Here is a 25178-nt window from a genome sequence, read left to right on the forward strand (position 1 = left end):
ATGGACCTGTCGACCATCGCGCTGACCGCGTATGTCCTGGTGTGGCCCGTGATCGTGGCGGGAACGCTCACGGTCATCGTGCGCGCCTTCGTCGCAGAAGCGAGGAAGGCCAAGGCGGAGGGCCGATCGATCATCTGATCGTCGCACCCTGACACGATGAAGGGCCCGGGATGAATCATCCCGGGCCCTGACTGAGCCACCTGTCAGGATCGAACTGACGGCCTTCCCATTACGAGTGGGATGCTCTACCACTGAGCTAAGGTGGCGTGCGCAGCGGACTGCGGCACAAGCAATGATCCTACTACGACGATCGAGCGTGCGCGAAACCGACGGGGTCACGGCGAGCGGTCACTCGCATCGCAGCCCGTCCTGCGGCACCGTACCGCTGATGAGGAAGTCCTCGACGGCCGCATCGACGCAGCTGCTGCCCTTGTTGTAACCGGTGTGCCCTTCGCCGACGCGGGTGACGAGCACTCCGTTCTCCAGCTGCTCGGCGAGCGATTCGGACCACGCATAGGGGGTCGCGGGGTCGTTGGTCGTGCCGACGACGACGATGGGGCCCGAACCGGACGCGGTGATCGGCTCACGCACCCCGACGGGCTCGTACGGCCACACCTCGCAGGGGTCGGGACCCTGCCAGTACGGCGCGAACGTGGGCGCGAGCTTCTCGATCCTGGCCATCGCGGCCTCCTCGGCAGCGGGGTCGTCCTCCACGGGATAGTCCATGCAGTTGTATGCCCGGAAGGCCTCCGAGGAGTTGTCGGCGTAGCCGCCGTCCGGCTCGCGTCCGTTGTAGCTGTCGGCCAGCGCGAACAGCCCGGACGGGTCGCCCTGCAGAAGTGCGGTCAGTCCCTGCGAGAGGAACGACCAGCTCTGCTCGCTGTACATCGCGGTGATCACGCCGGTGATCATCGTGTCGACCGTGAGCATGCGTCCGTCGCCGTTCTCTATCGGAGTGCGGGCGACGGTGGCGAGCAGCGCCTGGAAGTCGGCGGTGGCCTCGTCGACCGAGCCGTTGAACGGACAGTCGGCGCCCGCGACGCAATCGGAGAGGTAGGCGCGCAGCGCCGACTCGAAGCCGATGGCCTGAGTGGTTCCCACATCGAGCCCGGGAACGGCCGGGTCGATCGCTCCGTCGAGCACCAGCCGCTGTGCGCGCTCGGGGAAAAGCTTCGCGTAGGTGGCGCCGAGGAACGTGCCGTACGAATAGCCCAGGTAGTTGAGCGTCTTGTCGCCGAGCACCGCCCGGATCAGATCCATGTCGTGCGCCGAGTTCACGGTCGTGATGTGCGGCAGCAGTCCGTCGCTGTTCTCGTCGCAGGCGTCGGCGTACTCCTGATTGCGCGCGGTGATCTCGTCCTCCCACTCCGGAGTGCCGCGGGGCGCGTCGAGCACACCGTAGTTGTACTCGTCCAGCTGCTCGGCGCCGAGGCATGAGACGGCGCTCGATCGGCCGACTCCGCGGGGATCGAAGCCGATCACGTCGAAGCGCTCGATCAGGTCGGGGCCGACAGCGTACTCGAGGCTCTCGGCGACGAAGTCGTAACCGCTCGAGCCTGGTCCGCCGGGGTTGATCAGCAGCGAGCCCTGGAACTCACCTGTCGCCTGGTGCCGAACGATCTCGAGCGTCAGGTCGCCCGAGGTGAGGTCGTCCCAGTCGCGCGGGGCGGTGATCTCGGCGCAGTCGAAACGGGTGCCGCATGCCTCCCAGGTGATCCTCTGCGAGTAGTACGGCAGCAGCTCGTCCGACACCCCAGATGTGTCCGGGTCGCGGGTGATCGAGCTGGGTGCGTCGGGGATCTGCGAGTAGAGGCAGCCTGAGAGTGCGACGGATGCCACGACGAGGCCCGCCAAGACGGTCACCGCCCGGCGCAGGGATCGGAGGTTCACGGGGTCCTTCCGCTGGAGACGGTCACAAGAAGGCTCTCGACGGCGAGCAGAGGAGCGACATTGCGCTCCAGGGATTCACGGGTCTCGGCAACCGCATCCAGCACGACGATCGTGCGCTCGACCGGCCACGCTTCGGCGATCCGGTCGAGCTCATCGCGAAGCTCCCGATTGATCAGCTCGTCGCCGCGGCCGAACTGCAGCATGACGACGTCACGGTACAGCGACTGCAAGTCGGTGAGCACCCGGTCGATGCCGTCGCGCAGGCTGCGGGTCGCTCGTTTGCGCTGGTCGTCTTCGAGGGCGCTGATCTGCGTGCGCAGAGCCGGCGGCACGGCCTGCCCCTCGGCGATCCCGACGGTACGAAGCAGGGCCGAGCGCTCGGCGGCATCGCGCTCGGCGGTCAGCGACTTCGCGTCGTCGGTCGCCGCCTGGATGATCCGCCCCGCCACCTCGACGGCCGTGCTGACGCCGCGCACCCCGAGTACCGCGCGCAGCGTCTCGTCGCGCCTGCGGCGTGCGTCGTCGTCGGTCGCCAGCCGCTGCGCCATGCCGATGTGACGCTGCGCATGGCGCGCCGCCTGCTCGGCGACAGCCGAGTCGACACCCGTGCGAGCGGCGATCAGCCTGGCGACGTCGTCGACATCGGGCTCGCGCAGGCGCAGGGCGCGGACGCGCGAGCGGATCGTGGGCAGCAGGTCGGCTTCGCTCGGTGCACAGAGCACCCAGACGGTCTTCTCGGGCGGCTCCTCGAGAGCCTTGAGCAGCACGTTCGAGGTGCGCTCGACCATCCGATCGGCGTCTTCGACGACGATCACCCGGTAGCGGCCAGCGGACGGAGCGAAGTACGAGCGCTCGACCAGTGCGCGGGCTTCGGCGATCGTGATGATCACCTTGTCTGTGCGCAGCGCCGTGACATCCGGATGCGTGCGGGCGAGCACCTGCCGCATCGTGGACTCGTCGTCAGGGCTGTCCGCGATCAGGGCGGCTGCGAACGCGTAGGCGAGAGTCGACCGGCCCGATCCGGGAGGGCCGGTGATCAGCCAGGCATGCGAGAGCGACGCAGGGTCGGCCGCAGCCTGGCGCAGGGTGTCGACCGCGACGTCCTGCCCCCAGACGTCCGTCCACGGGAACGGAGCGGTCGCGAGGGCTGTCATGCTCTCCAGCCTAACCGCGGGGCCGACATCGGCAGGCGTCGCCGACGGCTCAGACGAGCACCGACATCCGCGCCCTGATGAGCACCGCGATGTCGTCGGGGTCCAGTGACGCGTCGACGACCAGGAACCGCTGCGGCTCTGCCGCCGCGAGGGCGAGATAGGCCGCACGCACGCGGGCGTGGAACTCCTCCTTCTCTGCCTCGAGACGGTCGTACGGCTTGTCGTCGGCGTCCAGTCGTCGTCGCGCGGTGGACGGGTCGAGGTCGAGCAGCACCGTGAGGTCGGGCAGTGCGCCCTCCGTGGCCCACAGCGACAGGTCGCGCACCTCCGTGGCGTCGAGCACGCGACCGGCGCCCTGGTAGGCGACCGACGAGTCGAGGTAGCGGTCCTGGATGACGACCTCCCCGCGCGCCAGAGCCGGGCGCACGACCGTGGCCACGTGGTGCGCCCGATCTGCCGCGTAGAGCAGCGCCTCCGCGCGCGGCGCGATGTCGCCGCGGTGATGCAGGACGATGTCGCGGATCAGCGTGCCGACCTCGGATCCGCCCGGCTCGCGCGTGTGCAGCACGGTTCGGCCGCGCTGCTGCATCCACTCGGCCAGCAGGCCGGCCTGCGTGGTCTTGCCGGAGCCGTCACCGCCCTCGAGGGTGATCCACAGTCCGGATCGCTCCGAGGTCACGAGCCTGCCTTCGCGCGAGCGGCGTCGGCCTTCGCGATCGCGTTCGCCTTGCGTGTGGCCGCGGCCTTCTTCGCCGCCTCTGAGCGCGCGGCGGCCTTGTCGGCGTCGGTCTTGGCCGTCGCCTTCTTGGCGGTCGCCTTCTTGGCGGTCGCCTTCTTGGCCGTTGCCTTCTTCGCACCGCGCTTGGGGGCCGGGCCCTTGGCACGCTTGTCTGCGAGCATCTGCGCGGCGATCTCGAAGGTGATGTCGTCGGGTGTCTGGCCGCGCGGGATCGTCACGTTGGTCTCGCCGTCGGTGACATACGCTCCGAACCGGCCGTCGCGGATGCGGATCGGCTTGCCGCTGACGGGGTCGGCGTCGAACTCCTTGAGGGCGCTGGATGCCTTGCGCGCACCGTACTTCGGCTGCGCGTACAGCTCGAGCGCCTGCTCGAGGGTCACGTCGAAGATCTGCGATTCGCTCTCGAGCGAGCGCGAGTCGGCTCCCTTCTTCAGGTACGGGCCGAAGCGGCCGTTCTGCGCCGTGATCTCCTCGCCGGTGGCCGGGTCGGCGCCGACCACTCGCGGCAGGCTGAGCAGCTGCAGTGCGGTGCCGAGGTCGATGGTGTCGACCGACATCGAGCGGAACAGCGACGCGGTGCGCGGCTTTGGCGCCGCCTCCTTCTTCGCGCCTCGCTTCGGCTTGGGCTTCTCGACGACCTCGCCGGTGGCCTCGTCCACGGCGTCGTCGTCGGAGACGGGATCGTTCTCCTGCACGTACGGCCCGAAGCGTCCGTCCTTGACGACGATGATCTTGCCGTTCTCGGGGTTCTCTCCCAGGACGCGGTCGCCCGCGACGGGCGCGTCGATCAGCTCGCGCGCCTTGTCGGCGGTGAGCTCGTCTGGCGCGAGGTCCTCGGGAACGTTCACGATGCGCGGCTTCGCCTCGGGGTTGGCCGGATCGATGATCTCGAGATAGGGGCCGTACTTGCCGAAGCGCAGGGTGGCGTCGTCGGTGATGCGCGTCGAGTTCAGGGCGCGCGCGTCGATCTCGCCCAGATTGTCGACGACCTGGCGCAGGCCGACCTGCTTCTCGGAGCCGTAGTAGAACGACTTCAGCCACTCGACGCGGTTCTGCTCGCCTCGGGCGATCGCATCGAGGTCGTCCTCGAGGGCGGCTGTGAAGTCGTAGTCGATGAGATCGGCGAAATGCTGCTCGAGCAGCCGCACGACGCTGAAGGCCAGCCAGGTCGGCACGAGCGCCTGCCCGCGCTTGGTCGCGTAGCCGCGGTCGATGACGGTTCCGATGATGCTGGCGAACGTCGACGGGCGGCCGATGCCGTGCTCTTCGAGCGCCTTCACGAGCGATGCCTCGGTGTAGCGAGGCTTCGGAGTGGTGCGGTGCCCCTTCGCGACGGACTCGCCGACCGCCAGCTCGTCGCCGACGGCGACGGCGGGCAGCGACTGATCCGCCGAGCTGTCCTGCGCGTTGCGCTTCTCGTCGCGCCCTTCCTCGTACGCCTCGAGGAAGCCCTTGAAGGTGTAGACGGTTCCGGATGCCGTGAACTCGACCCGCTTGGCGCCTGCGATCGTCTCGAGGGTGACCGTGGTGGTCTCGTACTTGGCATCCGACATCTGGCTGGCGACGGTGCGCTTCCAGATCAGGTCGTAGAGGCGCTGCTCTTCGCGATCGAGGCCGGAGGCGACGGACGCCGGAGTGCGGAACGTCTCGCCAGAGGGGCGGATCGCCTCGTGCGCCTCCTGCGCGTTCTTGCTCTTCGACTTGTACACGCGCGGCTTCAGCGGCACGGCCGAGTCGCCGTAGAGGGCGACGGCCTGGCTGCGGGCAGCCTGGATCGCCTGCGTGCTCAGCGCGACCGAGTCGGTGCGCATATAGGTGATGTACCCCTTCTCGTAGAGCCGCTGGGCGACGCTCATCGCCTGCTTGGCGCTCATCGAGAGCTTGCGACCGGCCTCCTGCTGCAGCGTGGAGGTCGTGAATGGGGCGTAGGGGCTGCGAGTGCCTGGCTTCGCCTCGACCTTGGTGACGGTGGCGGAGCCTGCGGCGTCGACCGCGCTGGCGAGCGCCTCTGCGTCGGACTCGGAGAGCACGACGACGGCCTTCTTGAGCTTTCCGGTGTCGTCGAAGTCGGTTCCGCGCGCGAGCTGTCCGCCGTCGACGCGCACGAGGCGCACCCCGAACGCGGAGCCGGACGACGACGCCTGCGCCTCGACGTCCCAGTACTCGGCCGAGACGAACGCCATGCGCTCGCGCTCGCGCTCGACGACCATGCGCGTCGCCGCCGACTGCACGCGGCCGGCCGACAGCCCGGATTTCACCTTGTACCAGAGCACGGGCGAGACGTCCCAGCCGTAGAGGCGGTCGAGGATGCGGCGGGTCTCCTGCGCATCGACGAGCGCGAGATCGAGCTCGCGGGTGTTGCCGACCGCGGCCTGGATGGCGTCCTTGGTGATCTCATGGAAGACCATCCGCTTGACGGGCACCTTGGGCTTGAGTGTCTCGAGCAGGTGCCATGCGATGGCTTCGCCCTCGCGGTCCTCATCTGTTGCGAGCAGGACCTCGTCGGCGCTCTTGAGCGCGCGGCGGAGCTCAGCGACCGTCTTCGTCTTCCGATCGGACACCACGTAGTAGGGGTCGAAGTCGTTCTCGACGTCGATGGAGTACTTGCCGTACGCCTTCTTGTCGTCGGCGGGGATGTCCTTCTTATCGGCGAGGTCGCGGATGTGACCGACCGAGCTGAGCACCTGGTACCCGTCGCCGAGATATCCCTGGATCGACCGCATCTTCGTCGGGGACTCGACGATGACGAGCTTCTTGCCTTCTGCCAAGGGGCGTCCTTTCTTCGAAGCACACCATACACACCGCGATCCCGGCGTGCGCCGAGAGATCCTCCGACGAATCATCAGCGAAGACGCGTGGGCGGTGCGAGGGGCGTCGCGCGTCTAGGTGTTCGGGGGTCCCGCTCGGGCACGGGCGACGGCGACCAGTCCAGAGTACGCGGATCTGACCTCGACCGTCGCCGTGAGGCCGTCGACGGTGCATGAGACGAGCGCGGATCCGGATGCCGCGGCGACCCGGGCGGCGAGTTCGCAGGCGCCCTCTCCGCTGGATACGGCGCCGGATGTGACGTCGGCTGCGGCGAGTGCTGCGGCGTCGGCCGCTCCGGCGGCGCGCTGAGCGGTGACGGCGGCTCCTCCCACGGCCGCCAGCCCGAGCGAGAGGCCGGCGGCGACGGCCACCACGCCCGCGGCGAGCGCGGTTCCGCTCATCCGCCCCTCCCGTTTCCGATCGCAAGCGCCGCCGCCATCACAGCCCTCCGGCCAGCGCGCAGCTCGATGCGCTGAGCGGCACCGTGATCAGCCGACCGATGCGCATGTCGAGCGAGGCCGTCACGCACACCAGGTCTCCTTCTGTCCGGGATGCCGATGATGCCCCGCGCACGGCATCCGCGACCGAGCCCGCGGCCCTGGCCGCGCTCTCGCCCCTGCCCAGAAGACGGGCTGCGTCCGCCGCGGCATCCTGCAGCGAGACCTGCGTCGCCGCCGCAGCGAGCGCGCCGATGCCGAATGCGACCGCGACGAGCGCGGCCGGCAGCGCGACCGCCAGCTCGGCGGCGACCGAACCGCGGTCGTCGCCGAGCAGGCGTCCCGTCCGGGACCTCCTCCCGAGAGTCGGAGCATCAGGCCACCGTCAGCGCCCGTCGAACGAGGTCGGTGAGGATGCCCCTCACCTCATCGGAGCGCATGATCACGACCAGAAGCCCCGCGAAGGCGACAGCCGCCATGGTCGTGATCGCGTACTCGGCGGTGGCGGCCCCGGTCTCGTCGGTGAAGAGCTCGGCGGCGCGGCGTCTCGTGAGCTCGGGCAGGGGCCCGGTTGCGGTATCGGTCATGATGATGTTCCTTTTCTTTCTCGGTGGGGACGACGGTCGCCCCCGACGTTCAGATGGGCAGCGGAGTGGTTCAGATGGGCAGCGGAGTGGTTGCCAGCACGCTGAGCATGAGCGGCGCGACGCCGAGCAGGAGGAAGGCGGGCAGCGTGCAGACACCGAGGGGCAGCAGCAGCGTCGACGACAGCCGGGCAGCTCGCACCCGCCCCTGCACCCGTGACTCGTGGCGCTGCTGCGCCGCCGACGCCCGCAGCAGCTCGCCGGCGGGAACACCGGCCGAGCGCGAGAGCTCGAGCACGGCGTCGGTGCTGCTGCGAGCATCCGGCAGGGCCGCAGGGCTGTGCTCGACGAGGCGCAGCGCACGAGGGATCCCCACCCCTCCGGCAAGGGCCACGGCCACCAGCTCGGCATGCATTCCGGGCGTTGCGGCGTCTGGCTGTGCTGCTCGCACCATGCGCGCGGTCCACCAGCGTGCGAGCAGCACGAGACCGACGCCCAGCACGACGCAGACGATCCCGATCGGATTTCCCGTCAGTACTCCGACGATGTCGAAACCGAGCGCGAAGCCGAGCAGCAGACCGGCCAACGGCAGCCACAGCAGCAGCCGGGCCGTGCCGGTCGGCTCGGCCAGCGCGATGCGCACGTCATCGGCTGCGGACGCGGCATCCTGCAGGGATTCGGCCAGCGTTCGCAGCACCTCGGCCAGCGGCGCCCCGACGGTCGTCGCGATCTCCCACGCCGCCGCGACATCCGACCATGCGCCGCCCTCGGCTTCGATCGCGCCGGTCGGCTCCGACCCGCCGTCCATCCGCGCCACGATCCTGACCGCTGCCGGGTCTCCGGTGTCGGCGAGGTGGCGCCACGCGGTGAGGGGCCTCGCCCCGGCCTGCAGCAGCACCGCGAGGGTGCGCACCGCCGCTGCCGCCCGCTGCGGATCCGGAGGATCGATCGACCGTCTCCGAAGGCTCACCACGGCAGCACCTCCTCCATCGCTAGCCGGTCGCCTGCGAGCACGAACCGGCCCGCACGCGCGATGCGGCGTCTGCCGTCCCTGCCCCGCTCCAGATGGAGCACGATCGTGAAGGCGCTGACCACCTGGCGGGCCAGGGCCGTGGCATCCATTCCGGCGAGCGCGCCGAGCGCCTCCATCCGCGCCGGCACGTCGGCGATGCCGCTGGCGTGCAGCGTGCCCGCGCCGCCGTCGTGCCCCGTGTTCAGGGCGGTCAGCAGCTCGCGCACCTCTTCTCCCCTGCACTCGCCGACCACCAGTCGATCGGGCCGCATCCGCAGCGATTCCCGCACGAGCATCGCGAGCGTGATGCTTCCGGCTCCCTCGAGGTTCGCCTGGCGAGCCTCGAGGGAGACATGGTGCGGATGGCGCGGGCGCAGCTCCGCGACGTCTTCGATGGTCACGATCCGCTCGTGATCGCCGACCTCCGAGAGCAGCGCAGAGAGCAGGGTGGTCTTGCCCGTTCCGGTGCCACCTGTGATCAGTACGTTCGCCCGTTCGCGCACCAGACGCTCGAGCCACGCTTGCTGGGCTTCGTCGAACGTTCCCGTCGCGGCGAGTGCCGCGAGGTCGGCGCCGAGCACGCGCGGCACCCGGACCGACAGCGCGGTGCCGGTCACCGAGACGGGCGCGAGGACCGCGTGCACCCGGATGCCCGAGTCGAGCCGCACGTCGACGCAGGGCGACTGGTCGTCAAGGTGGCGTCCGCCGGCGGCGACCAGGGCGACGGCGAGGTCGCGCACCTCGCGCTCGGACGCCCGCCAGCCGGCGATGCGCTCTGCGCCGTCGCCGCGATCGACGAAGAGCCCGTCGGCGCCGTTGACGAAGATGTCGGTGACCATGCGGTCGCGCACGTGCTCGGCGAGCGCGCCGAAGGCGACGTCGACGTCCGCGAAGGCCGGATCGCCGACTTCGGGCGCATCGCCGTGGCGCGGCCGGAAGACGAAGGGTTCGGACATGCGACGACGCTAAGCGGGCCGTGCGACCTGTTCGGGCCCGATTCCCAGGGGGTGTGCACAACCCGGTGAACACCCGTTCTGTGCAGTCCGAGACGCGCTGAGCAGCGCCAGACGGACAGGCGGCACCTCACGGGGGGAATGAGGTGCCGCCTGCGCGCAGCCCGGAGCGGGGGTATCGGGCGCGCTGAAGCCGTGTTCGAATTCGGCTGAGGTCAGTGTATGCATCGCCGAGCGTCCCCGGCAAACCACCGCACTACCGACTTTCGACAGTAGGCTTCGATTTCCGGCGGGGCTAGATTCACCGTGTCACGGTCGTGCCCCGACACGATCACCAGACCGCGCAAAGGAGCGAGTGCATGAGCAGCCAGATCGACCACCTCCTCGACGAGGCCCGCAGGTTCCCGCCGTCAGAGGAGTTCGTCGCCCAGTCGATCGACGATCCGGCCCTGTACGAGCGGGCGGCGGCTGACCGGGAGACCTTCTGGGCAGACCAGGCCCGCGAGAGCGTGCACTGGCACAAGCCGTTCACCAAGGTGCTCGACTGGTCGAACCCTCCGTTCGCGAAGTGGTTCGACGACGGCGAGCTCAACGTCGCGTACAACTGCCTCGACCGTCATGTCGAAGCCGGCCACGGCGACCGCGTCGCCATCCTCTGGGAGGGCGAGCCGGGCGACGAGCGCCGCATCACCTACGCCGAGCTGACCGAGGAGGTCAAGCGCACCGCGAACGTGCTGCAGGACCTCGGCGTCGGCCACGGCGACCGCGTCGCCATCTATCTGCCGATGATTCCCGAAGCCGTCGTGTCGATGCTCGCCGTCGCACGACTCGGCGCCATCCACTCCGTCGTGTTCGGCGGCTTCAGCGCCGACAGCCTGCGCTCGCGCATCGACGACGCCGGCGCCAAGCTCGTGATCACCGCCGACGGCGGATACCGCAAGGGCAAGGTCTCGGCACTCAAGCCCGCCGTCGACCAGGCGCTGAGCGACCGCAACGGCGAGGGCGAGCAGCAGACCGTCGAGCACGTCCTCGTCGTCAAGCGCGGCGGCAACGAGGTCGACTGGGTCGACGAGCGCGACATCTGGTGGCACGACGTGGTCCCGCAGGCGTCGGCCGAGCACGAGGCTCAGGCGTTCCCCGCCGAGAATCCGCTGTTCATCCTGTACACCTCGGGAACCACGGGCAAGCCGAAGGGCATCCTGCACACCTCGGGCGGCTATCTCGTGCAGGCCTCGTACACGCACAGGTACGTCTTCGACCTGCATCCGGAGACCGACGTTTTCTGGTGCACCGCAGACATCGGATGGGTCACCGGGCACAGCTATGTCACCTACGGACCGCTGGCCAACGGCGCCACCCAGGTGCTCTTCGAGGGCACGCCTGACTCGCCTCACCCGGGCCGCTGGTGGGAGATCATCGAGAAGTACGGCGTGACCATCTTCTACACCGCTCCGACCGCGATCCGCTCGTTCATGAAGCTCGGGCGCCAGATCCCGCAGAAGTTCGACCTGTCGAGCCTGCGCCTGCTCGGATCGGTGGGCGAGCCCATCAACCCGGAGGCGTGGATGTGGTACCGCGAGGTGATCGGCGCCGAGAAGGCCCCGATCGTCGACACGTGGTGGCAGACCGAGACCGGCGCGATCATGGTGTCGGCTCTTCCCGGGATCACCGCCACCAAGCCCGGCTCCGCGCAGGTGCCCATCCCCGGAATCTCGATCGACGTCACCGATGACGACGGCAACGTGGTGGGCAACGGCAATGGCGGCCTGCTCGTGATCACCGAGCCGTGGCCGTCGATGCTGCGCGGCATCTGGGGCGACCCCGAGCGGTTCAAGGAGACCTACTGGGAGAAGTTCCAGGACAAGGGCTACTACTTCGCCGGCGACGGCGCCCGCCTCGACGAGGACGGCGACCTGTGGCTGCTCGGCCGCGTCGACGACGTGATGAACGTGTCGGGGCACCGCCTGTCGACGACCGAGATCGAGTCGTCGCTGGTCGCGCACGAGGCGACGGCCGAGGCGGCAGTGGTCGGCGCGTCTGATGAGACGACCGGTCAGGCCGTGGTGGCGTTCGTCATCATCAAGCAGAGCTACCTCGACGAGCACTCCCCCGAGGGTCTGGTCGCCCAGCTGCGCTCGTGGGTCGGCGAGCAGATCGGTCCGATCGCGCGTCCTCGCGACGTGTACATCGTGAACGAGCTGCCGAAGACCCGCTCGGGCAAGATCATGCGGCGCCTGCTGCGCGACGTCGCCGAGGGCCGTGAGGTCGGAGACACCACGACGCTCGCCGACACGATGGTGATGAGCACTATCACGAGCCAGGTCAAGTAGTCCGGCGTCTGCGCCGATACCCCCAGTAATCGCCGAGACCCCTGGCTGCGGACGTTCGCAGCCAGGGGTCTCGGTGACAACTAGGGGTGTCGGCGATTACTGGGCCCGCCCCGTGCCGTGGATCAGGCGAGGATGAAGGTCACCTCGACCTCGACGGGGGTGTCGAGCGGCAGGCTCGCGACGCCGACGGCCGCACGAGCGTGCTTGCCTGCATCGCCGAAGATCTCGCCGAGCACCTCGCTTGCGCCGTTGACGACGACCGGCTGGCCGGTGAAGGCGGGGTCGGATGCCACGAACCCGCCCACGCGGAGCACGCCGGCGATCCGATCGACGCCTCCCGCTGCCTCGGCGGCTGCGGCAAGCGCGTTCAGCGCGCAGGTGCGGGCATAGGCCTGGGCATCCGACGCCTCGACCTCAGCGCCGACCTTGCCCGTGGCAGGCAGAGCACCATCGACGAAGGGCAGCTGGCCCGAGGTGTAGACGAGACCGCCGTGCACGACGGCGGGGACGTAGGCCGCGACAGGCGCGGCGACGGCGGGCAGCTCGATGCCGAGCTCCTCGAGACGGGCGGCGATGCTCACTGTGCTCCTCCTTCGAACTGACGGGATGCCTCTGCGGCGGCCGCGAGACCGGCGTTGGCCGTCGCGTCCTGGCTGACGGGGCGCTTCAGGTAGGCGACGAGGCCGCCCTCCGGACCCTGGATGACCTGCACGAGCTCCCAGCCCTGCTTGCCCCAGTTGTTGAGGATCGCCGCCGTGTTGTGGATCAGCAGCGGCGTGGTCAGATACTCCCACGTGGTCATGGCACTCCTGTGCGTCGGCGACGAGCGGCACCGGATGCCGTGCGTCGAGGCTCTTATTCAGGGAACTCCCTTAACATCAGCGTATGCCTCAAACGAAACGCACGCTGAAGGGTGTGCTCGGCGGTCTGCTCGGCCTGGTCGGCCTGAGCGCGGTCGCCGGCGTCCTCGTCACCGCCTCGGTCACCCCCGCCATCGCGGTGGCCGGAGTAACGGGATCCCAGGCGCTGACGATCTTCGACAACCTGCCCAACAGCCTCACCCCCGGCGCCCCCATGGAGCCGACGGTGTTCTACGGTCAGGGCACCGACGGTCAGCCGGTCGAGCTCGCCAAGTTCTTCGAGCAGAACCGCGTGCCGGTGAAGTTCGAGCAGGTCTCGCCGCTGCTCTACGACGCGATCCTGTCGAGTGAGGACAAGAGCTTCTACGAGCACGGCGGCGTGAACCTCGGCGCGACGATGAAGGCCGTGTTCGACAATGTGCGCGGCACGTCGTCGCGCGGTGCGTCGACCATCAGCCAGCAGTTCGTGAAGAACGTGCTCATCCAGGAGTGCGAGTGGGACGTCTCGCCGAGCGACGAGAAGTACCGCGAGAAGCTCGAGGCGTGCTGGTCCGATGCGACCAACGCCAAGGGCGCCGACGGCATCGAGCGCAAGCTGCAGGAGATGCGCTACGCGATCCAGATCGAGAAGGACTACTCGAAGAACGACATCCTGCTCGGCTATCTGAACGTCGCGAACTTCGGCGGTCAGACCTACGGCATCGAGGCCGCGTCGAACTACTACTTCGGAACGAGCGCGCAGAACCTCACCCTCGAGCAGGCCGCGACCCTCGCGGGCGTCGTGCAGAACCCGAACCGGTACCGCATCGACCAGGCGACGGGCACCAACTCCCTTGAAGACGGCTTCGCGGCCACCAAGGTGCGTCGCAACTACGTGCTCGACCGCATGCTCACCGACGGCAAGATCACCGAGGAGCAGCACAAGGCGGCGACCGAGGCCCCGATCGTCCCGAGCATCCACCCGTCGACGCAGGGCTGCGCCGCCGCCGGCAAGCAGGCGTACTTCTGCCAGTACGCCAAGTCGTTCATCGAGAACGACAAGGCTTTCGGCGAGACGCGCGCCGAGCGCCTCGCGCTTCTCAAGCGCGGCGGCCTGAAGGTCTACACCTCGCTCGACATGCGCATCCAGGAGCCGGGCAACGAGGCGATGTCGGTGAACGCGCCGGTCTACCTCGACGGCAAGAACTTCGGTGCGAGCGGCGTGACGATCGAGGCGGCGACCGGTCGCGTGCTGGCGATCATCCAGAACACCACGTTCAACGAGACCGCGAACGCCGACAAGGCGAAGGGTGAGATCGGACAGGTCTACGCCGCCGACCTCGAGCACGGCGGAACGATCGGCATGGGACCTGGTTCGGCCTACAAGGTCTTCACGCTGCTCAAGTGGCTCGAAGACGGACATTCGGTGAACGAGACGCTCGACGGCCGCTGGCGACTGTTCGACAAGTTCACCTCCTGCGGCAAGACGTACAAGAACACGTCGAAGACCAAGAACTTCGGCGGCAACCAGGGTTACGTCGGCACTCCGATGAGGTTCACTGCCGCATCGCTGAACACCGGGTACTACGCGATGGCGCAGAAGCTCGACCTGTGCGAGATCAACAAGCTCGCCGAGCGCATGGGCGTGCACCGCGGAGACATGAAGCCGGTCACCGAGGAGAACGGCCCGTTCTCGACCGTTCTGGGTTCGAAGAACATCGCCCCCATCCAGATGGCGAGCGTCTACGGCACCATCGCCAACAAGGGCGTGTACTGCACCCCGCGGGCCATCGACAGGGTGGTCGGAGCCGACGGCAAGGAGCTCAAGCTGCCCGAGTCGACGTGCACCCAGGTCATCACCCCCGAGGTGGCAGCCACCGCCGCGCACGCGCTCAAGGGCGTGATGAGCGCTACGGGCAGCCAGGCGCGGACGAACGACGGTGTGCCGGTGATCGGCAAGACCGGCACGAACGAGGACTTCGGCACCGCGATGGCCACGTCGAGCACGAAGGCGGCGACGTTCATCTTCGCCGGCTGGGTCGACGGCCCGAAGTTCGATCTCGCCCGCACCTTCGGCACGAACCAGCGGCTGAACACCGTGCGCTTCCCGCTGTCGCGCGCTCTGCAGGGCGCAGCGAACGACGTTCTCGGCGGCGAGCAGTTCCCCGCACCGGATCGCGACCTCACCCGCAACGTCGTCAGGGATCTTCCGAACGTCGTCGGCAAGTCGGTCGACGAGGCCACGAGGATCCTCGATGAGGCCGGCTTCACCGCGCAGGTCGGCGAGGCCGTCGACAGCGAGATCGGTCAGGGCCTCGTCGCCGAGCAGAGTCCAAGCGCCGGTCGCGTGCCCGGCGGCACGACCGTGATCCTGCGCCCCAGCACCGGGAAGAAGCCCACTGCTCAGCAACCCGCTGCCGGAACGGTGCCGAATGTCACCGGGGCCAAATACAACCAGGCGAGAGCCGCACTCGAGGGGCTCGGGTTCGGCGTATCCGAAGACGGGTGCAACAACGGATCGACGGTGACCGGGCAGGATCCTGCAGCCAACACGGCAGCGCCTCCCGGCACCGAGGTGACGCTCCGCTGCGGAGACGACGGTTGACCGGTCGCAAGGCCGCGCACTCGGCCCTCATCGCGCTCGGCGCGGTGGGGGCCGTCGGCGCTGGCGCGGCGGTCTGGGGCGTGGGCATCGAACGGCAGCTGTTCACCGTGCGCAGGGCCACCGCGGTCGCGCTCGCACCCGGATCGAAGCCGCTGCGTGTGCTGCACATCTCCGACGCCCACATGGCGCCGTGGCAGCACCGCAAGCAGCGGTGGCTCGCGTCGCTGGCCGCGCTCGAGCCCGATCTGGTGGTGAACACCGGTGACAATCTGGGCCACAGAGACGGTCTCGTCGGCATCCGCCGCGCTCTGACTCCTTTCGAGGGGATCCCCGGCGTGTTCGTGCACGGCTCCAATGACGTGCAGGCGCCCGCTCCCCGCAATCCGCTGAAGTACTTCGGCGGGCCGTCGAAGTCGGTCCGCGTGCAGGATCCGCTCGACACCGCGGCGATGGATGCCTTCTTCACCGACGAGCTCGGCTGGCACAGCCTCAACAATGCGGCGGCGCGAATCGACGTCGCGGGCAGCAGCATCGACTTCATCGGCGTCGATGACCCCCACCGCCGATGGGACGACTTCGATGCGCTTCCCGCCGCGCTCGCCTCGCTCGGTGCCTCCCCCACAGGCTCGTCGCGGATCGCCGTCGCCCACGCGCCGTACCGGCGGGTGCTCGACGAGTTCATCGATCTGGGTGCGGATGCCCTTTTCGCCGGCCACACGCACGGCGGCCAGGTCTGCCTGCCCGGATTCGGAGCGCTGGTAGCGAACTGCGACATCCCGTTGAAGCAGGCGAAGGGCCTCAGCACGTGGTCGCACGGCGGCCGCACCGTTCCGCTGAACGTCAGTGCCGGCTGCGGACATTCGATCTACGCGCCGGTGCGCTTCGCATGCCGTCCGGAGGCGACGCTGCTGACCCTCACCGCACGCGCCTGACTCGCCCGGACCGCGTCGCTCGATTCGTCGTTGCGCTCCCGTGCATGTAGACTTGAACGGTTGCGATCACGGGGTGTGGCGCAGCTTGGTAGCGCGCTTCGTTCGGGACGAAGAGGCCGCAGGTTCAAATCCTGTCACCCCGACAGCATGCGAATGAGGGGCAGATCCACCGGAGGTGGATCTGCCCCTCATTCGCATGCCCGAGGTGTTACAGCGGGCCCCGCGGCGCAGGAGGCTCCGCACGCCGCCCGCCCTCTCCACCGCCAGCCGATCTCGTATCGAGCGGCGTGTGGAGGGCGCCGTGGGGATGCACCCCGTGGCGACATCCGCGAGAAGGCGAGGCGCGCCAGCGCCGAGCCGCCCCAGCCACCCAGGTCCGCAATGCCGCGAAGCTGCGAGCACTTCGGCAATGCCGCGAAGCGGCGAGCCCCCAGCCCCCCCCCCCACATCCGCAATGCCGCAAAGCGGCGAGCCCGCCCGCAATGCCGCAATGCCGCGCAGTGTCCCGCCCCACAGCCGCCCCTCAGCCCCCACGTCTACCCTCATCCCGAGGACGCCCATGACCACATCCCCCATCCCCGCCCCCGCTCTCACCGCGCCTCGGGCCCGGTGCTGGCGACCGCCGCGGTACTCGGCGTGCCCTACGTCGTCGGCCTGCTGTTTCTCACCCTCACCCCGCGCGGGTTCCAGAACCGCATGCCGCAGGTGCTCGATCTCGTGCTGGGCTTCGCGCACCACACCCTCGGCTGGCATTGGCTGGGCTTCACGAAGCTGGAGCTGATAGCCAACGTGCTCGTGTTCCTCCCGATCGGCATCCTCGCCTTCCTGCTGCTGCGAACGCGACTGATCGCCCTGGCCCTGCTCATCGGCCCGATGCTGTCATTGGGCGTGGAGCTTGCGCAGGCCGCGCTGCTGCCGCATCGTGTCGCGTCGCTCGTCGATGTGGCGGCCAACTCGCTCGGCGCCACGACGGGAGTCATGGTGGCCTGGGCTGCCTCCTCTCTGATCCGCCTTCTCAGGGGGAAGCAATAGGCTAGGGGGCATCATGACGCACCCCCGCCTGGTCGCATTCGACCTCGACGACACCCTCGCGCCCTCGAAGGGCGAGATCGACATCCGCATCGCCGACCTGCTGCGCGAGCTGCTGCGTCGCGTCGACGTGGCGATCATCTCGGGGGGCAACGAGCAGCAGTTCCGCACGCAGGTCATCGCGCGCCTCGTCGACCTGCATCCGGCCGAGCAGTCCCGCCTGCACCTGCTGCCCACCTGCGGGACGCGCTACCTGCGTCACGACGGCGAAGGCTACGCGGTGGTGTATGCGCACGACCTGAGCGACGAGGAGAAGTCCGCCGCCCTCACCGCGCTTCGCGAGGAGGCCGAGCGGCTCGGCCTCTGGGAGTCCGAGCCCTGGGGAGACATCCTCGAGGATCGCGGCTCTCAGATCACGTTCTCGGCGCTCGGTCAGCGTGCGCCCCGCGAGGCCAAGCACGAGTGGGATCCCACCGGCGAACGGCGCGCCGCCCTTCGCGACGCGGTGGCGCCCCGCGTTCCGGGTCTTGAAGTGCGGTCGGGTGGTTCCACGTCGATCGACATCACGCGCGGCGGCATCGACAAGGCCTACGGCATGCAGCGGCTCGCCGAGCTCACCGGAATCGGCCTCGGCGAGATGCTCTTCTACGGCGACCGACTCGACGAGGGCGGCAACGACTACCCCGTTCGCGCGATCGGCGTCCCGTCCGTCGCGGTCGAGGACTGGCAGGACACCGCCGACAAGCTGGATGCCCTGATCGCGACCCTTCCCGATCCCGTCGCCCGCTGAGACCGGGCCCGCGGCGCCCGGCACGCGCCGAGCGGGCTCGGCCCGCCGGGCCTGCCGACACGGACAGCGCCGGCGGGGCCGCCTTCGGCGGTCGATCAACGCGGGATCGGTTCGAGCCGCCTAAGCTGCGTCACGTGCGCCGGGGTGAGCTCGGCGAGGGTCGAGACGCCGAGCAGGCGCATCGTGCGCTCGATCTCACTGCGCAGGATCGCGATGGTGCGGTCGACACCCTGGCGTCCGCCGGCCATCAGGCCATACAGGTAGGCGCGGCCGATGAGCGTGAAGTCGGCACCCAGTGCGACCGAGGCGACGATGTCGGCACCGTTCATGATGCCCGTGTCGATCATCACGATGAAGTCGTCGCCGACGGCCTTGCGCACCTCGGGCAGCAGGCGGAACGGAATCGGCGCGCGGTCCAGCTGACGCCCGCCGTGGTTCGACAGCACGATGCCGTCAACGCCCGCGTCGCGCAGGCGCAGCGAGTCCTCGACGGTCTGCACGCCCTTGATGACGATCTTGCCTGGCCACAGGTCGCGGATCACGGCGAGGTCGTCGTAGCTGATGGTCGGGTCCATCGCGGCATCCAGCAGCTCCCCGACGGTGCCACCGGTGCTGCTGAGCGAGGCGAATTCGAGCTTCGGGGTGGTGAGGAAGTCGTACCACCACCACGGGCGCGGGATGGCGTTGATGATCGTGCCGAGCGTCAGCTGCGGCGGGATGCTGAAGCCGTTGCGCTTGTCGCGCAGGCGCGCACCCGCCACCGGAGTGTCGACGGTGAAGTGCAGCGTGTCGAAGCCTGCGGCTGCCGCGCGACGGGTCAGCTCGTACGAGATCTCGCGGTCGCGCATGACGTACAGCTGGAACCAGTTGCGGCCGTCGGGATTGGCATCCCGAACCCCCTCGATCGATGTCGTGCCGAGCGTCGACAGGGTGAACGGGATGCCCGCGGCGCCCGCGGCGCCGGCGCCGGCCACTTCGCCCTCGGTCTGCATCAGGCGGGTGAAGCCCGTCGGGGCGATGCCGAACGGGAGCGCCGACGACCCGCCGAGGATCTCGACGCTCGTGTCGACGTCGGGGGCGGGCTTGAGGATGCCGGGGTGGAACTCGACGTCCTGGAAGGCCTGCCGCGCGCGCGCCAGCGAGAGCTCACCCTCGGCTGCGCCGTCGGTGTAGTCGAACGCCGCCTTCGGGGTGCGGCGCTTGGCGATCAGGCGCAGGTCGTCGATGGTGAGCGCGGCGTCGAGACGGCGCTTTCGGCCGTTCAGCTCGGGCTTCTTGAACGTCATCAGCTCGAGCAGCTCGACGGGGTTGGGCAGCTGGCGGGTGACCATCAGCCGGTCCTCTCTGTCAGGCGCCGCCGGGCACGAGCCCGGCGGCGGTGTAATAGCCGGTGATGTGGGAGACCACAAGCGCCTGCGCCTTCGCCCCGTCACCCTGCTCGATCGCGGCGACGATGGCGCGGTGCTCGGCGCGAAGGCGGGACGCCATGGCATCCCACCGCGCGATCCGCCCGGCGCCCTCGACGACGTACGACTCGATGGCGGTGCGAAGGCCGGCCATCGTCGCGGTGATCACGGTGTTGCCCGCAGCTTCGGCCAGGGCGTAGTGCAACGACGCGTCGAGGGCGAGGAACTCGCTGGGGGTGAGCGCATCGTCGTCCATCGCGTCGAGCACGGAGCGCGCGGCGGCGAGGTCTCGCCGCGGGTCGGCGCCGAGTGCGGCGACGACGGCGCCCTCCAGTACGAGGCGCGTCTGCACGACGTCGGCCAGCGGGAAGCCCTGAGCGGCGACCTGCAGGCGCAGCAGCGCGGCCATGCCCCTGACGGCGCGGCGATGACGATCGCGCCGGCCTGGGGGCCCGAGCCGGTGGCGGTGCGGATGAGACCCATGACCTCGAGGACGCGAAGGGCCTCACGGACGCTGGAGCGACCGACGCCGAGATCGGCTGACAGCTCGCGCTCCGACGGGAGCCTGTCGCCGGGACCGAGGGCACCGCTGAGCAGGTCGCTCTCGATTCGCTCGAGCACCGTGCGCCAGGCGCGGCCTGTCGCGTGAATGTCGGCCATGCGTCCTCCTGTGGTCAGACCACACAGTACCGCCTGTGGTCAGACCACGCAAGCGAGACGCGTCAGTCCAGCACGCCGCCCGACTCGTCGAGGTAGCAGTTTCCGCACAGCGACTCGTAGGTGACCTCGGCGCCGTCGATCGCGACCTGATCGCCGGCGAAGACGAAGCGGCCGTCGAGGAGGCGTCCGTTGAAGACGGCCTTGCGCCCGCAGCGGCAGATCGTCTTGAGCTCTTCGAGCGAGTGGGCGATCGCGAGCAGGCGCGCGGACCCGGGGAACGCGTGGGTGCGGAAGTCGTTGCGGATGCCGTAGGCCATCACCGGGATGTCGTCGAGCACCGCGATGCGGAACAGGTCGTCGATCTGCTCCGTCGTCAGGAACTGCGCCTCGTCGATCAGCAGGCAGGCGACGTCGTGCGGCTCGGCCGAGTGCAGCCCCTCCTCGATCACCCGGGCGCGCTCGCGCGCGAACAGCGCCCGGCCGTCGTCGCACGGTCCGATCAGGAAGTCGACCTCGCGGGTGACGCCGAGCCTGCTCTCGATCTGAGAGGCGCCCTTCGTGTCGATCTCAGGCTTCGCCAGCAGCACCCGCTGCCCGCGCTCCTCGTAGTTGTACGCGGCTTGAAGCAGGGCGGTCGACTTGCCCGAGTTCATCGCGCCGTAGCGGAAGTACAGCTTCGCCACGGTCGCGCGATCAGGCCGTGAGGGACAGGACGGATGCCGTGGCGCTCATGGACCTCTGGGCAGCGCCCGCGTCGTCGTTGAGCCGGTGCCCCATCGTGGGGATGAGGTCTGTGAGCTTCGGCTCCCACCCTGCGTACTGCTCGGGGAAGCAGCGCTTGAGAAGCCCGAGCATGATCGGCACCGCCGTCGACGCGCCGGGGGACGCGCCGAGCAGGCCGGCGATCGTTCCGTCCTCGGCTGCGACGACCTCGGTGCCGAACTGCAGGATGCCGCCCTTCTCGGGGTCCTTCTTCATGACCTGGGCGCGCTGGCCGGCCTGGATCAGCGTCCAGTCCTCGTCCTTCGCGGTGGGCACGAACGTGCGCAGGTTCTCCACCTTCTTGCGATGGCTCTTCACCAGCTCGCTGACCAGATAGGTGATCAGGTCGGGGTTGGCGAATGCGACGCGCAGCATCGGCCACAGGTTGTGCGCGCGCACCTGGGTGACGATGTCGAGCAGCGAGCCGTGCTTGAGGAACTTCGGGCTGAAGGTCGCGAACGGACCGAACATCAGCGAGGTCTCGCCGTCGACCACCCGGGTGTCGAGGTGCGGCACCGACATCGGCGGCGCGCCGACAGCGGCCTGCGAGTACACCTTGGCCTGGTGCTGGCCGACGACCTCGGGGTTCGTGGTCTTCAGGAACTGCCCGCCGATCGGGAAGACTCCGTAGCCCTTGATCTCGGGGATGCCGCTGTTCTGCAGCAGCTTGAGCGCCCAGCCGCCTGCGCCGACGAAGACGAAGCGCGCCTTGACCTGGCCGGGGGTGCGACCGATGACGTGACGGTACTTGACCAGCCAGCTGCCATCGCTCTGGCGCTTGAGGCTGCGCACCTCGTGATCGGTGCGCACCTGCACGCCCGATGCGGCGAGGTGGTCGAAGAGCTGGTGCGTGAGAGCGCCGAAGTCGACGTCGGTGCCCGATGGCACCCTGGTCGCCGCGAACGGCTCGCCCTTGCGCCGCTTCTGCATGAGCAGCGGCGCCCACTTGTTGATGACGCGGGAGTCCTCGCTGTACTCGATGCCGTCGAACAGCGGCTGGCCCTTGAGCACCTCGTAGCGCGCCTTGAGGAAGGCGACGTCCTTCTCGCCGCGGACGAAGGTCATGTGCGGGACCGAGTTGATGAACGTCGACGGCCCGTCGAGGATGCCGCGCTCGACCAGCGTCGACCAGAACTCGCGGCTCTGCTGGAACTGCTCATTGATCGAGATGGCCTTGGCCGGGTCGAGCGAGCCGTCCTTGCCCTGAGGCATGTAGTTCAGCTCGCAGAGCGCCGCGTGCCCGGTGCCGGCGTTGTTCCAGGGGTTCGAGCTCTCTTCGGCGACGTCACCGAGTCGCTCGTAGGCGACGATCTTCCAGTCCGGCTGCAGCTCGTGCAGCAGGGTACCCAGCGTGGCGGACATGATGCCCCCACCGATCAGAACGACATCGACGGTTTCGGTCACCAGACCAGTCTAGTCGTCCGCAACGATGCGGATTTCCGCCTGACGGAGCCGCCGCGCGGGCCGCTCGGACCCGCGCGGCCCGGTCTCAGACGGCGGCCGGGGCGAGGCGCCTGGTCAGCTCCTCGGCGATCTGCACGGCGTTGAGCGCGGCGCCCTTGCGCAGGTTGTCGTTGCTGATGAACAGCACGAGTCCCCTGCCCTCGGGCGCGGACTGGTCGGCGCGGATGCGCCCCACGAAGCTCGGGTCCTTGCCCGCCGCCTGCAGTGGCGTCGGCACCTCGTCGAGCACGACGCCGGGGGCGGATGCCAGCACCTCGCGCGCACGGTCGGGCGTGATCTCGTTCGCGAACTCGGCGTGGATCGACAGCGAGTGGCCGGTGAAGACCGGCACTCGCACGCACGTGCCGGCGACGCGCAGGTCGGGCAGGCCGAGGATCTTGCGGCTCTCGTTGCGGAGCTTCTTCTCCTCGTCCGTCTCGTTGTCTCCGTCGTCGACGATGACTCCGGCGAGCGGGATGACGTCGAAGGCGATCGGCGCCACGTACTTCTCAGGCTGGGGAAGTCGACCGCCGAGCCGTCGTGCACGAGACGCAGCGTGTCGCCCTGGGCGAGCACACCCTCGACCTGGCCCAGCAGCTCCTGCGCGCCGGCCAGGCCCGAGCCCGAGACGGCCTGGTAGGTGCTGACGATGAGGCGCTCGAGGCCGGCCGCCGCGTGCAGCGCCTTCAGCGCGGGCATGGCCGCCATGGTGGTGCAGTTCGGGTTGGCGATGATGCCCTTCGGACGCTCGTCCATGGCATCCGGATTCACTTCACTGACCACGAGCGGGACCTCGGGGTCCATGCGCCAGGCGCTCGAGTTGTCGATGACGACCGCACCGGCCGCCGCGAACTTCGGTGCGTACGCGCGGCTGGCCGTGGCACCGGCCGAGAACAGCGCGATGTCGATGCCGGAGGCATCCGCCGTGTCGACGTCCTCGACGATGACGTCGACGCCGCCGAACTCGATGGCGGTTCCTGCCGAGCGGGCCGAGGCGAACAGACGCAGCTCGCGCACCGGGAAGGAGCGCTCGGCGAGGATGTCGCGCATCACGGTGCCGACCTGGCCGGTCGCGCCGACGATGGCGATCGAGAATCCGGAATCGGAGATACGGGTCATGGGGGGTCCTTGGCGTGGAGACGATTCGCCAGGCTCAGCCCCGGGGTGTCGACGCTGCGCCTGGCGCCGATGTCAGGGTTGCGGTGAGTCTACCCGCTCGCGCCGGGACTGAGGCGCGTCGTTTCAGCCTGCGGAGCCGACCCGAAGGCCGGTGGGCTGACGCGGCGGGCACGAGCGTCGGCGAGAAAGACGGATGTCGGTCGGAACGGCGCGTTCGCGCCGACATCCGTCCCATCCGCCGTCATCTGTCGGGGCATCCGGATGCGGAGGCGTCGGATGCCCGCAGATGCGGGGCGTCGGATGCCCGCAGATGCGGGGGCGTCAGGATGCCTGGTCGCGGGGCCGCCTCAGCGGCCGGTGCCGGCGTGGACCACGGCCTCGATCTCGCTGTCGAGACCGTACGCGCTGTGCACCGTGCGCGCGGCCTCGGCGAGGTCGTCACCGCGCAGCACGACCGAGATGCGGATCTCCGAGGTCGAGATCATCTCGATGTTGATGCCTCCGGCGCTGAGCGCCTCGAAGAGGATCGCCGACACCCCCGAGTGGGTGCGCATGCCTGCGCCGACGACCGAGAGCTTGCCGATCTGGTCGTCGTGCAGCAGGTTCTCGAAGCCGACCTCGCCCTGCTCGGCGGCGAGCGCCTTGAGGGTAGCCGAGGCGTCGGCCTTGGGCAGGGTGAACGAGATATCGGTGCGGCCGGTGGATGCCGCGGAGACGTTCTGCACGATCATGTCGACGTTGGCGCCCGCCTTCGAGACGATCTTGAAGATCTCGGCGGCCTTGCCTGGCACGTCGGGCACGCCCGCGACGGTGATCTTGGCCTGGCTGAGGTCGGTGGCGACTCCGGCGACGATCGGTTCTTCCATGGCTTCTCCCTCGATGGCGCGCGGGTTCTTCATGCCCTCGCCCAGAACATAGGTGCCCTCGGACGACGAGAAGGTCGAGCGGGCGTGGATGAGCACGCCGTGACGGCGGGCGTACTCGACAGCGCGGATGTAGAGCACCTTGGCGCCGTTGGCGGCGAGCTCGAGCATCTCCTCGCTGGATACGTGGTCGAGCTTGCGGGCGCGCGGGATGACGCGCGGGTCGGCGGTGAAGATGCCGTCGACGTCGCTGTAGATCTCGCAGACATCGGCGTTCAGGGCGGCGGCGAGCGCGACGGCCGTCGTGTCTGAGCCGCCGCGGCCGAGCGTCGTGATGTCACGGGTGTCGCGGTTGAAGCCCTGGAAGCCGGCGACGATGACGATCGCGCCCTCGTCGAGCGCCTCGCGCACGCGCACGGGGGTGACGTCGACGATGCGCGCCGAGCCGTGCTGCGAGTCGGTGATCATGCCGGCCTGACTGCCGGTGAACGAACGGGCCTCGAACCCCATCGAGTGGATGGCCATGGCCAGCAGCGCCATCGAGATCCGCTCGCCGCTCGAGAGCAGCATGTCGAGCTCGCGCGGTGCGGGGATGGGGGCCACTTCGTTCGCCAGATCCAGCAGTTCGTCGGTGGTGTCGCCCATCGCGCTCACCGCGACGACGACATCGTGCCCGGCACGACGGGTGTCGACGATGCGCTTGGCGACGCGCTTGATGCTCTCTGCGTCGGCGACGGACGAACCGCCGTACTTCTGCACGATCAGGGCCACGATCACTCCCGGGGACGATGGGCGGATCCGCCCATGCACATTCTACGGATCA

General features: G+C 69.2%; 22 protein-coding genes, 2 tRNA genes and 2 pseudogenes. 7 read left to right on the top strand and 19 right to left on the bottom strand.

The window, feature by feature from the left end; translation table 11 throughout:
• Nucleotides 1–138 carry a putative transporter small subunit gene (locus tag FVO59_RS01720; RefSeq protein ID WP_182256928.1) on the top strand — a complete coding sequence of 46 codons (138 nt, stop codon included), beginning with the start codon at nt 1–3 and terminating at the stop codon, nt 136–138.
• Between the two features lie 56 nt (nt 139–194).
• On the opposite strand, the gene FVO59_RS01725 is transcribed toward FVO59_RS01720, so the two are convergent.
• The 10 genes from FVO59_RS01725 to FVO59_RS01770 all read right to left on the bottom strand — a co-directional run bounded on the left by FVO59_RS01725 (nt 195) and on the right by FVO59_RS01770 (nt 9580).
• Nucleotides 195–266 (bottom strand) — tRNA-Thr (locus FVO59_RS01725).
• 82 nt (nt 267–348) lie between these two features.
• On the bottom strand, nt 349–1890 hold the full coding sequence (locus FVO59_RS01730) for an alpha/beta hydrolase (RefSeq protein ID WP_182254037.1): 1542 nt from the start codon (nt 1888–1890) through the stop codon (nt 349–351).
• Nucleotides 1887–3044: a DNA polymerase III subunit delta' gene (locus FVO59_RS01735; RefSeq protein ID WP_182254039.1), complete on the bottom strand. Its 1158-nt coding sequence runs from the start codon at nt 3042–3044 to the stop codon at nt 1887–1889. The genes FVO59_RS01730 and FVO59_RS01735 overlap by 4 nt, the downstream gene beginning before the upstream one ends.
• Before the next feature lie 49 nt (nt 3045–3093).
• The gene (gene tmk, locus FVO59_RS01740) at nt 3094–3723 is read right to left on the bottom strand and encodes a dTMP kinase (protein ID WP_182254042.1); all 630 of its coding nucleotides are present in this window, start codon (nt 3721–3723) and stop codon (nt 3094–3096) included.
• Nucleotides 3720–6551, bottom strand: coding sequence for a type I DNA topoisomerase (topA, locus tag FVO59_RS01745; RefSeq protein WP_182254044.1), 2832 nt, complete (start codon nt 6549–6551; stop codon nt 3720–3722). The genes tmk and topA overlap by 4 nt, the downstream gene beginning before the upstream one ends.
• 114 nt (nt 6552–6665) lie before the next feature.
• Entirely contained in the window at nt 6666–6992 is a 327-nt protein-coding gene (locus FVO59_RS01750; RefSeq protein ID WP_182254046.1) for an Rv3654c family TadE-like protein, read from the bottom strand.
• A gap of 37 nt (nt 6993–7029) precedes the next feature.
• On the bottom strand, nt 7030–7365 hold the full coding sequence (locus tag FVO59_RS16620; RefSeq protein ID WP_346265691.1) for a TadE family type IV pilus minor pilin: 336 nt from the start codon (nt 7363–7365) through the stop codon (nt 7030–7032).
• 37 nt (nt 7366–7402) lie between these two features.
• Nucleotides 7403–7615 carry a DUF4244 domain-containing protein gene (locus tag FVO59_RS01760; RefSeq protein WP_182254048.1) on the bottom strand — a complete coding sequence of 71 codons (213 nt, stop codon included), beginning with the start codon at nt 7613–7615 and terminating at the stop codon, nt 7403–7405.
• A 70-nt stretch (nt 7616–7685) separates the two neighbouring features.
• Nucleotides 7686–8582: a type II secretion system F family protein gene (locus FVO59_RS01765; protein WP_259363362.1), complete on the bottom strand. Its 897-nt coding sequence runs from the start codon at nt 8580–8582 to the stop codon at nt 7686–7688.
• Nucleotides 8579–9580 carry a TadA family conjugal transfer-associated ATPase gene (locus FVO59_RS01770; RefSeq protein ID WP_182254052.1) on the bottom strand — a complete coding sequence of 334 codons (1002 nt, stop codon included), beginning with the start codon at nt 9578–9580 and terminating at the stop codon, nt 8579–8581. The genes FVO59_RS01765 and FVO59_RS01770 overlap by 4 nt, the downstream gene beginning before the upstream one ends.
• Before the next feature lie 356 nt (nt 9581–9936).
• Here FVO59_RS01770 and acs point away from each other — a divergent pair, with 356 nt between their 5' ends.
• Complete coding sequence (gene acs / locus FVO59_RS01775) at nt 9937–11907, top strand: acetate--CoA ligase (RefSeq protein ID WP_182254054.1); 1971 nt, start codon at nt 9937–9939, stop codon at nt 11905–11907.
• A gap of 122 nt (nt 11908–12029) precedes the next feature.
• On the opposite strand, the gene FVO59_RS01780 is transcribed toward acs, so the two are convergent.
• Nucleotides 12030–12488 carry a RidA family protein gene (locus FVO59_RS01780; protein WP_182254056.1) on the bottom strand — a complete coding sequence of 153 codons (459 nt, stop codon included), beginning with the start codon at nt 12486–12488 and terminating at the stop codon, nt 12030–12032.
• On the bottom strand, nt 12485–12709 hold the full coding sequence (gene sp36, locus FVO59_RS01785; RefSeq protein WP_182254059.1) for a Sp36 family protein: 225 nt from the start codon (nt 12707–12709) through the stop codon (nt 12485–12487). Before sp36 ends, FVO59_RS01780 begins: the two co-directional genes overlap by 4 nt.
• Nucleotides 12710–12792: 83 nt before the next feature.
• Here sp36 and FVO59_RS01790 point away from each other — a divergent pair, with 83 nt between their 5' ends.
• The 5 genes from FVO59_RS01790 to FVO59_RS01810 all read left to right on the top strand — a co-directional run bounded on the left by FVO59_RS01790 (nt 12793) and on the right by FVO59_RS01810 (nt 18102).
• Nucleotides 12793–15351 carry a transglycosylase domain-containing protein gene (locus FVO59_RS01790; protein ID WP_259363363.1) on the top strand — a complete coding sequence of 853 codons (2559 nt, stop codon included), beginning with the start codon at nt 12793–12795 and terminating at the stop codon, nt 15349–15351.
• Complete coding sequence (locus tag FVO59_RS01795; RefSeq protein WP_182254061.1) at nt 15348–16283, top strand: metallophosphoesterase; 936 nt, start codon at nt 15348–15350, stop codon at nt 16281–16283. Before FVO59_RS01790 ends, FVO59_RS01795 begins: the two co-directional genes overlap by 4 nt.
• A gap of 69 nt (nt 16284–16352) precedes the next feature.
• Nucleotides 16353–16426: transfer RNA gene (locus FVO59_RS01800), tRNA-Pro, on the top strand.
• A 466-nt stretch (nt 16427–16892) separates the two neighbouring features.
• Nucleotides 16893–17315 carry a VanZ family protein gene (locus FVO59_RS01805; protein ID WP_182254063.1) on the top strand — a complete coding sequence of 141 codons (423 nt, stop codon included), beginning with the start codon at nt 16893–16895 and terminating at the stop codon, nt 17313–17315.
• Between the two features lie 13 nt (nt 17316–17328).
• Nucleotides 17329–18102 carry an HAD-IIB family hydrolase gene (locus FVO59_RS01810; protein WP_182254065.1) on the top strand — a complete coding sequence of 258 codons (774 nt, stop codon included), beginning with the start codon at nt 17329–17331 and terminating at the stop codon, nt 18100–18102.
• Between the two features lie 95 nt (nt 18103–18197).
• Here the strand turns inward: FVO59_RS01810 and FVO59_RS01815 are convergent, their stop codons facing one another.
• The 7 genes and pseudogenes from FVO59_RS01815 to FVO59_RS01840 all read right to left on the bottom strand — a co-directional run bounded on the left by FVO59_RS01815 (nt 18198) and on the right by FVO59_RS01840 (nt 25126).
• Complete coding sequence (locus tag FVO59_RS01815) at nt 18198–19433, bottom strand: alpha-hydroxy acid oxidase (RefSeq protein ID WP_182254067.1); 1236 nt, start codon at nt 19431–19433, stop codon at nt 18198–18200.
• Between the two features lie 16 nt (nt 19434–19449).
• The gene (locus tag FVO59_RS01820) at nt 19450–19917 is read right to left on the bottom strand and encodes a FadR/GntR family transcriptional regulator (RefSeq protein WP_346265681.1); all 468 of its coding nucleotides are present in this window, start codon (nt 19915–19917) and stop codon (nt 19450–19452) included.
• Between the two features lie 101 nt (nt 19918–20018).
• A pseudogene (locus FVO59_RS16640) lies at nt 20019–20168 on the bottom strand (GntR family transcriptional regulator); the annotation flags it as partial.
• Between the two features lie 62 nt (nt 20169–20230).
• Nucleotides 20231–20851 carry a thymidine kinase gene (locus FVO59_RS01825; protein ID WP_182254069.1) on the bottom strand — a complete coding sequence of 207 codons (621 nt, stop codon included), beginning with the start codon at nt 20849–20851 and terminating at the stop codon, nt 20231–20233.
• A 10-nt stretch (nt 20852–20861) separates the two neighbouring features.
• The gene (locus tag FVO59_RS01830; protein ID WP_182254071.1) at nt 20862–22334 is read right to left on the bottom strand and encodes a malate:quinone oxidoreductase; all 1473 of its coding nucleotides are present in this window, start codon (nt 22332–22334) and stop codon (nt 20862–20864) included.
• 85 nt (nt 22335–22419) lie between these two features.
• Nucleotides 22420–23492 (bottom strand): annotated as a pseudogene (locus FVO59_RS01835) (aspartate-semialdehyde dehydrogenase).
• Nucleotides 23493–23839: 347 nt separating this feature from the next.
• Complete coding sequence (locus tag FVO59_RS01840; RefSeq protein ID WP_182254073.1) at nt 23840–25126, bottom strand: aspartate kinase; 1287 nt, start codon at nt 25124–25126, stop codon at nt 23840–23842.
• Between the last annotated feature and the right edge of the window lie 52 nt (nt 25127–25178).

Source organism: Microbacterium esteraromaticum (genome assembly GCF_014084045.1).
GTDB classification, from domain to species: Bacteria; Actinomycetota; Actinomycetes; order Actinomycetales; family Microbacteriaceae; genus Microbacterium; species Microbacterium esteraromaticum_D.

Coding starts and splice junctions, on each gene's coding strand:
- FVO59_RS01720 (WP_182256928.1), top strand. CDS start 1: ATGGACCTGTCGACCATCGCGCTGACCGCGTATGTCCTGGTGTGGCCC.
- FVO59_RS01735 (WP_182254039.1), bottom strand. CDS start 3,044: ATGACAGCCCTCGCGACCGCTCCGTTCCCGTGGACGGACGTCTGGGGG.
- FVO59_RS01750 (WP_182254046.1), bottom strand. CDS start 6,992: ATGAGCGGAACCGCGCTCGCCGCGGGCGTGGTGGCCGTCGCCGCCGGC.
- FVO59_RS01760 (WP_182254048.1), bottom strand. CDS start 7,615: ATGACCGATACCGCAACCGGGCCCCTGCCCGAGCTCACGAGACGCCGC.
- FVO59_RS01770 (WP_182254052.1), bottom strand. CDS start 9,580: ATGTCCGAACCCTTCGTCTTCCGGCCGCGCCACGGCGATGCGCCCGAA.
- acs (WP_182254054.1), top strand. CDS start 9,937: ATGAGCAGCCAGATCGACCACCTCCTCGACGAGGCCCGCAGGTTCCCG.
- sp36 (WP_182254059.1), bottom strand. CDS start 12,709: ATGACCACGTGGGAGTATCTGACCACGCCGCTGCTGATCCACAACACG.
- FVO59_RS01790 (WP_259363363.1), top strand. CDS start 12,793: ATGCCTCAAACGAAACGCACGCTGAAGGGTGTGCTCGGCGGTCTGCTC.
- FVO59_RS01810 (WP_182254065.1), top strand. CDS start 17,329: ATGACGCACCCCCGCCTGGTCGCATTCGACCTCGACGACACCCTCGCG.
- FVO59_RS01815 (WP_182254067.1), bottom strand. CDS start 19,433: ATGGTCACCCGCCAGCTGCCCAACCCCGTCGAGCTGCTCGAGCTGATG.
- FVO59_RS01820 (WP_346265681.1), bottom strand. CDS start 19,917: ATGGCCGCGCTGCTGCGCCTGCAGGTCGCCGCTCAGGGCTTCCCGCTG.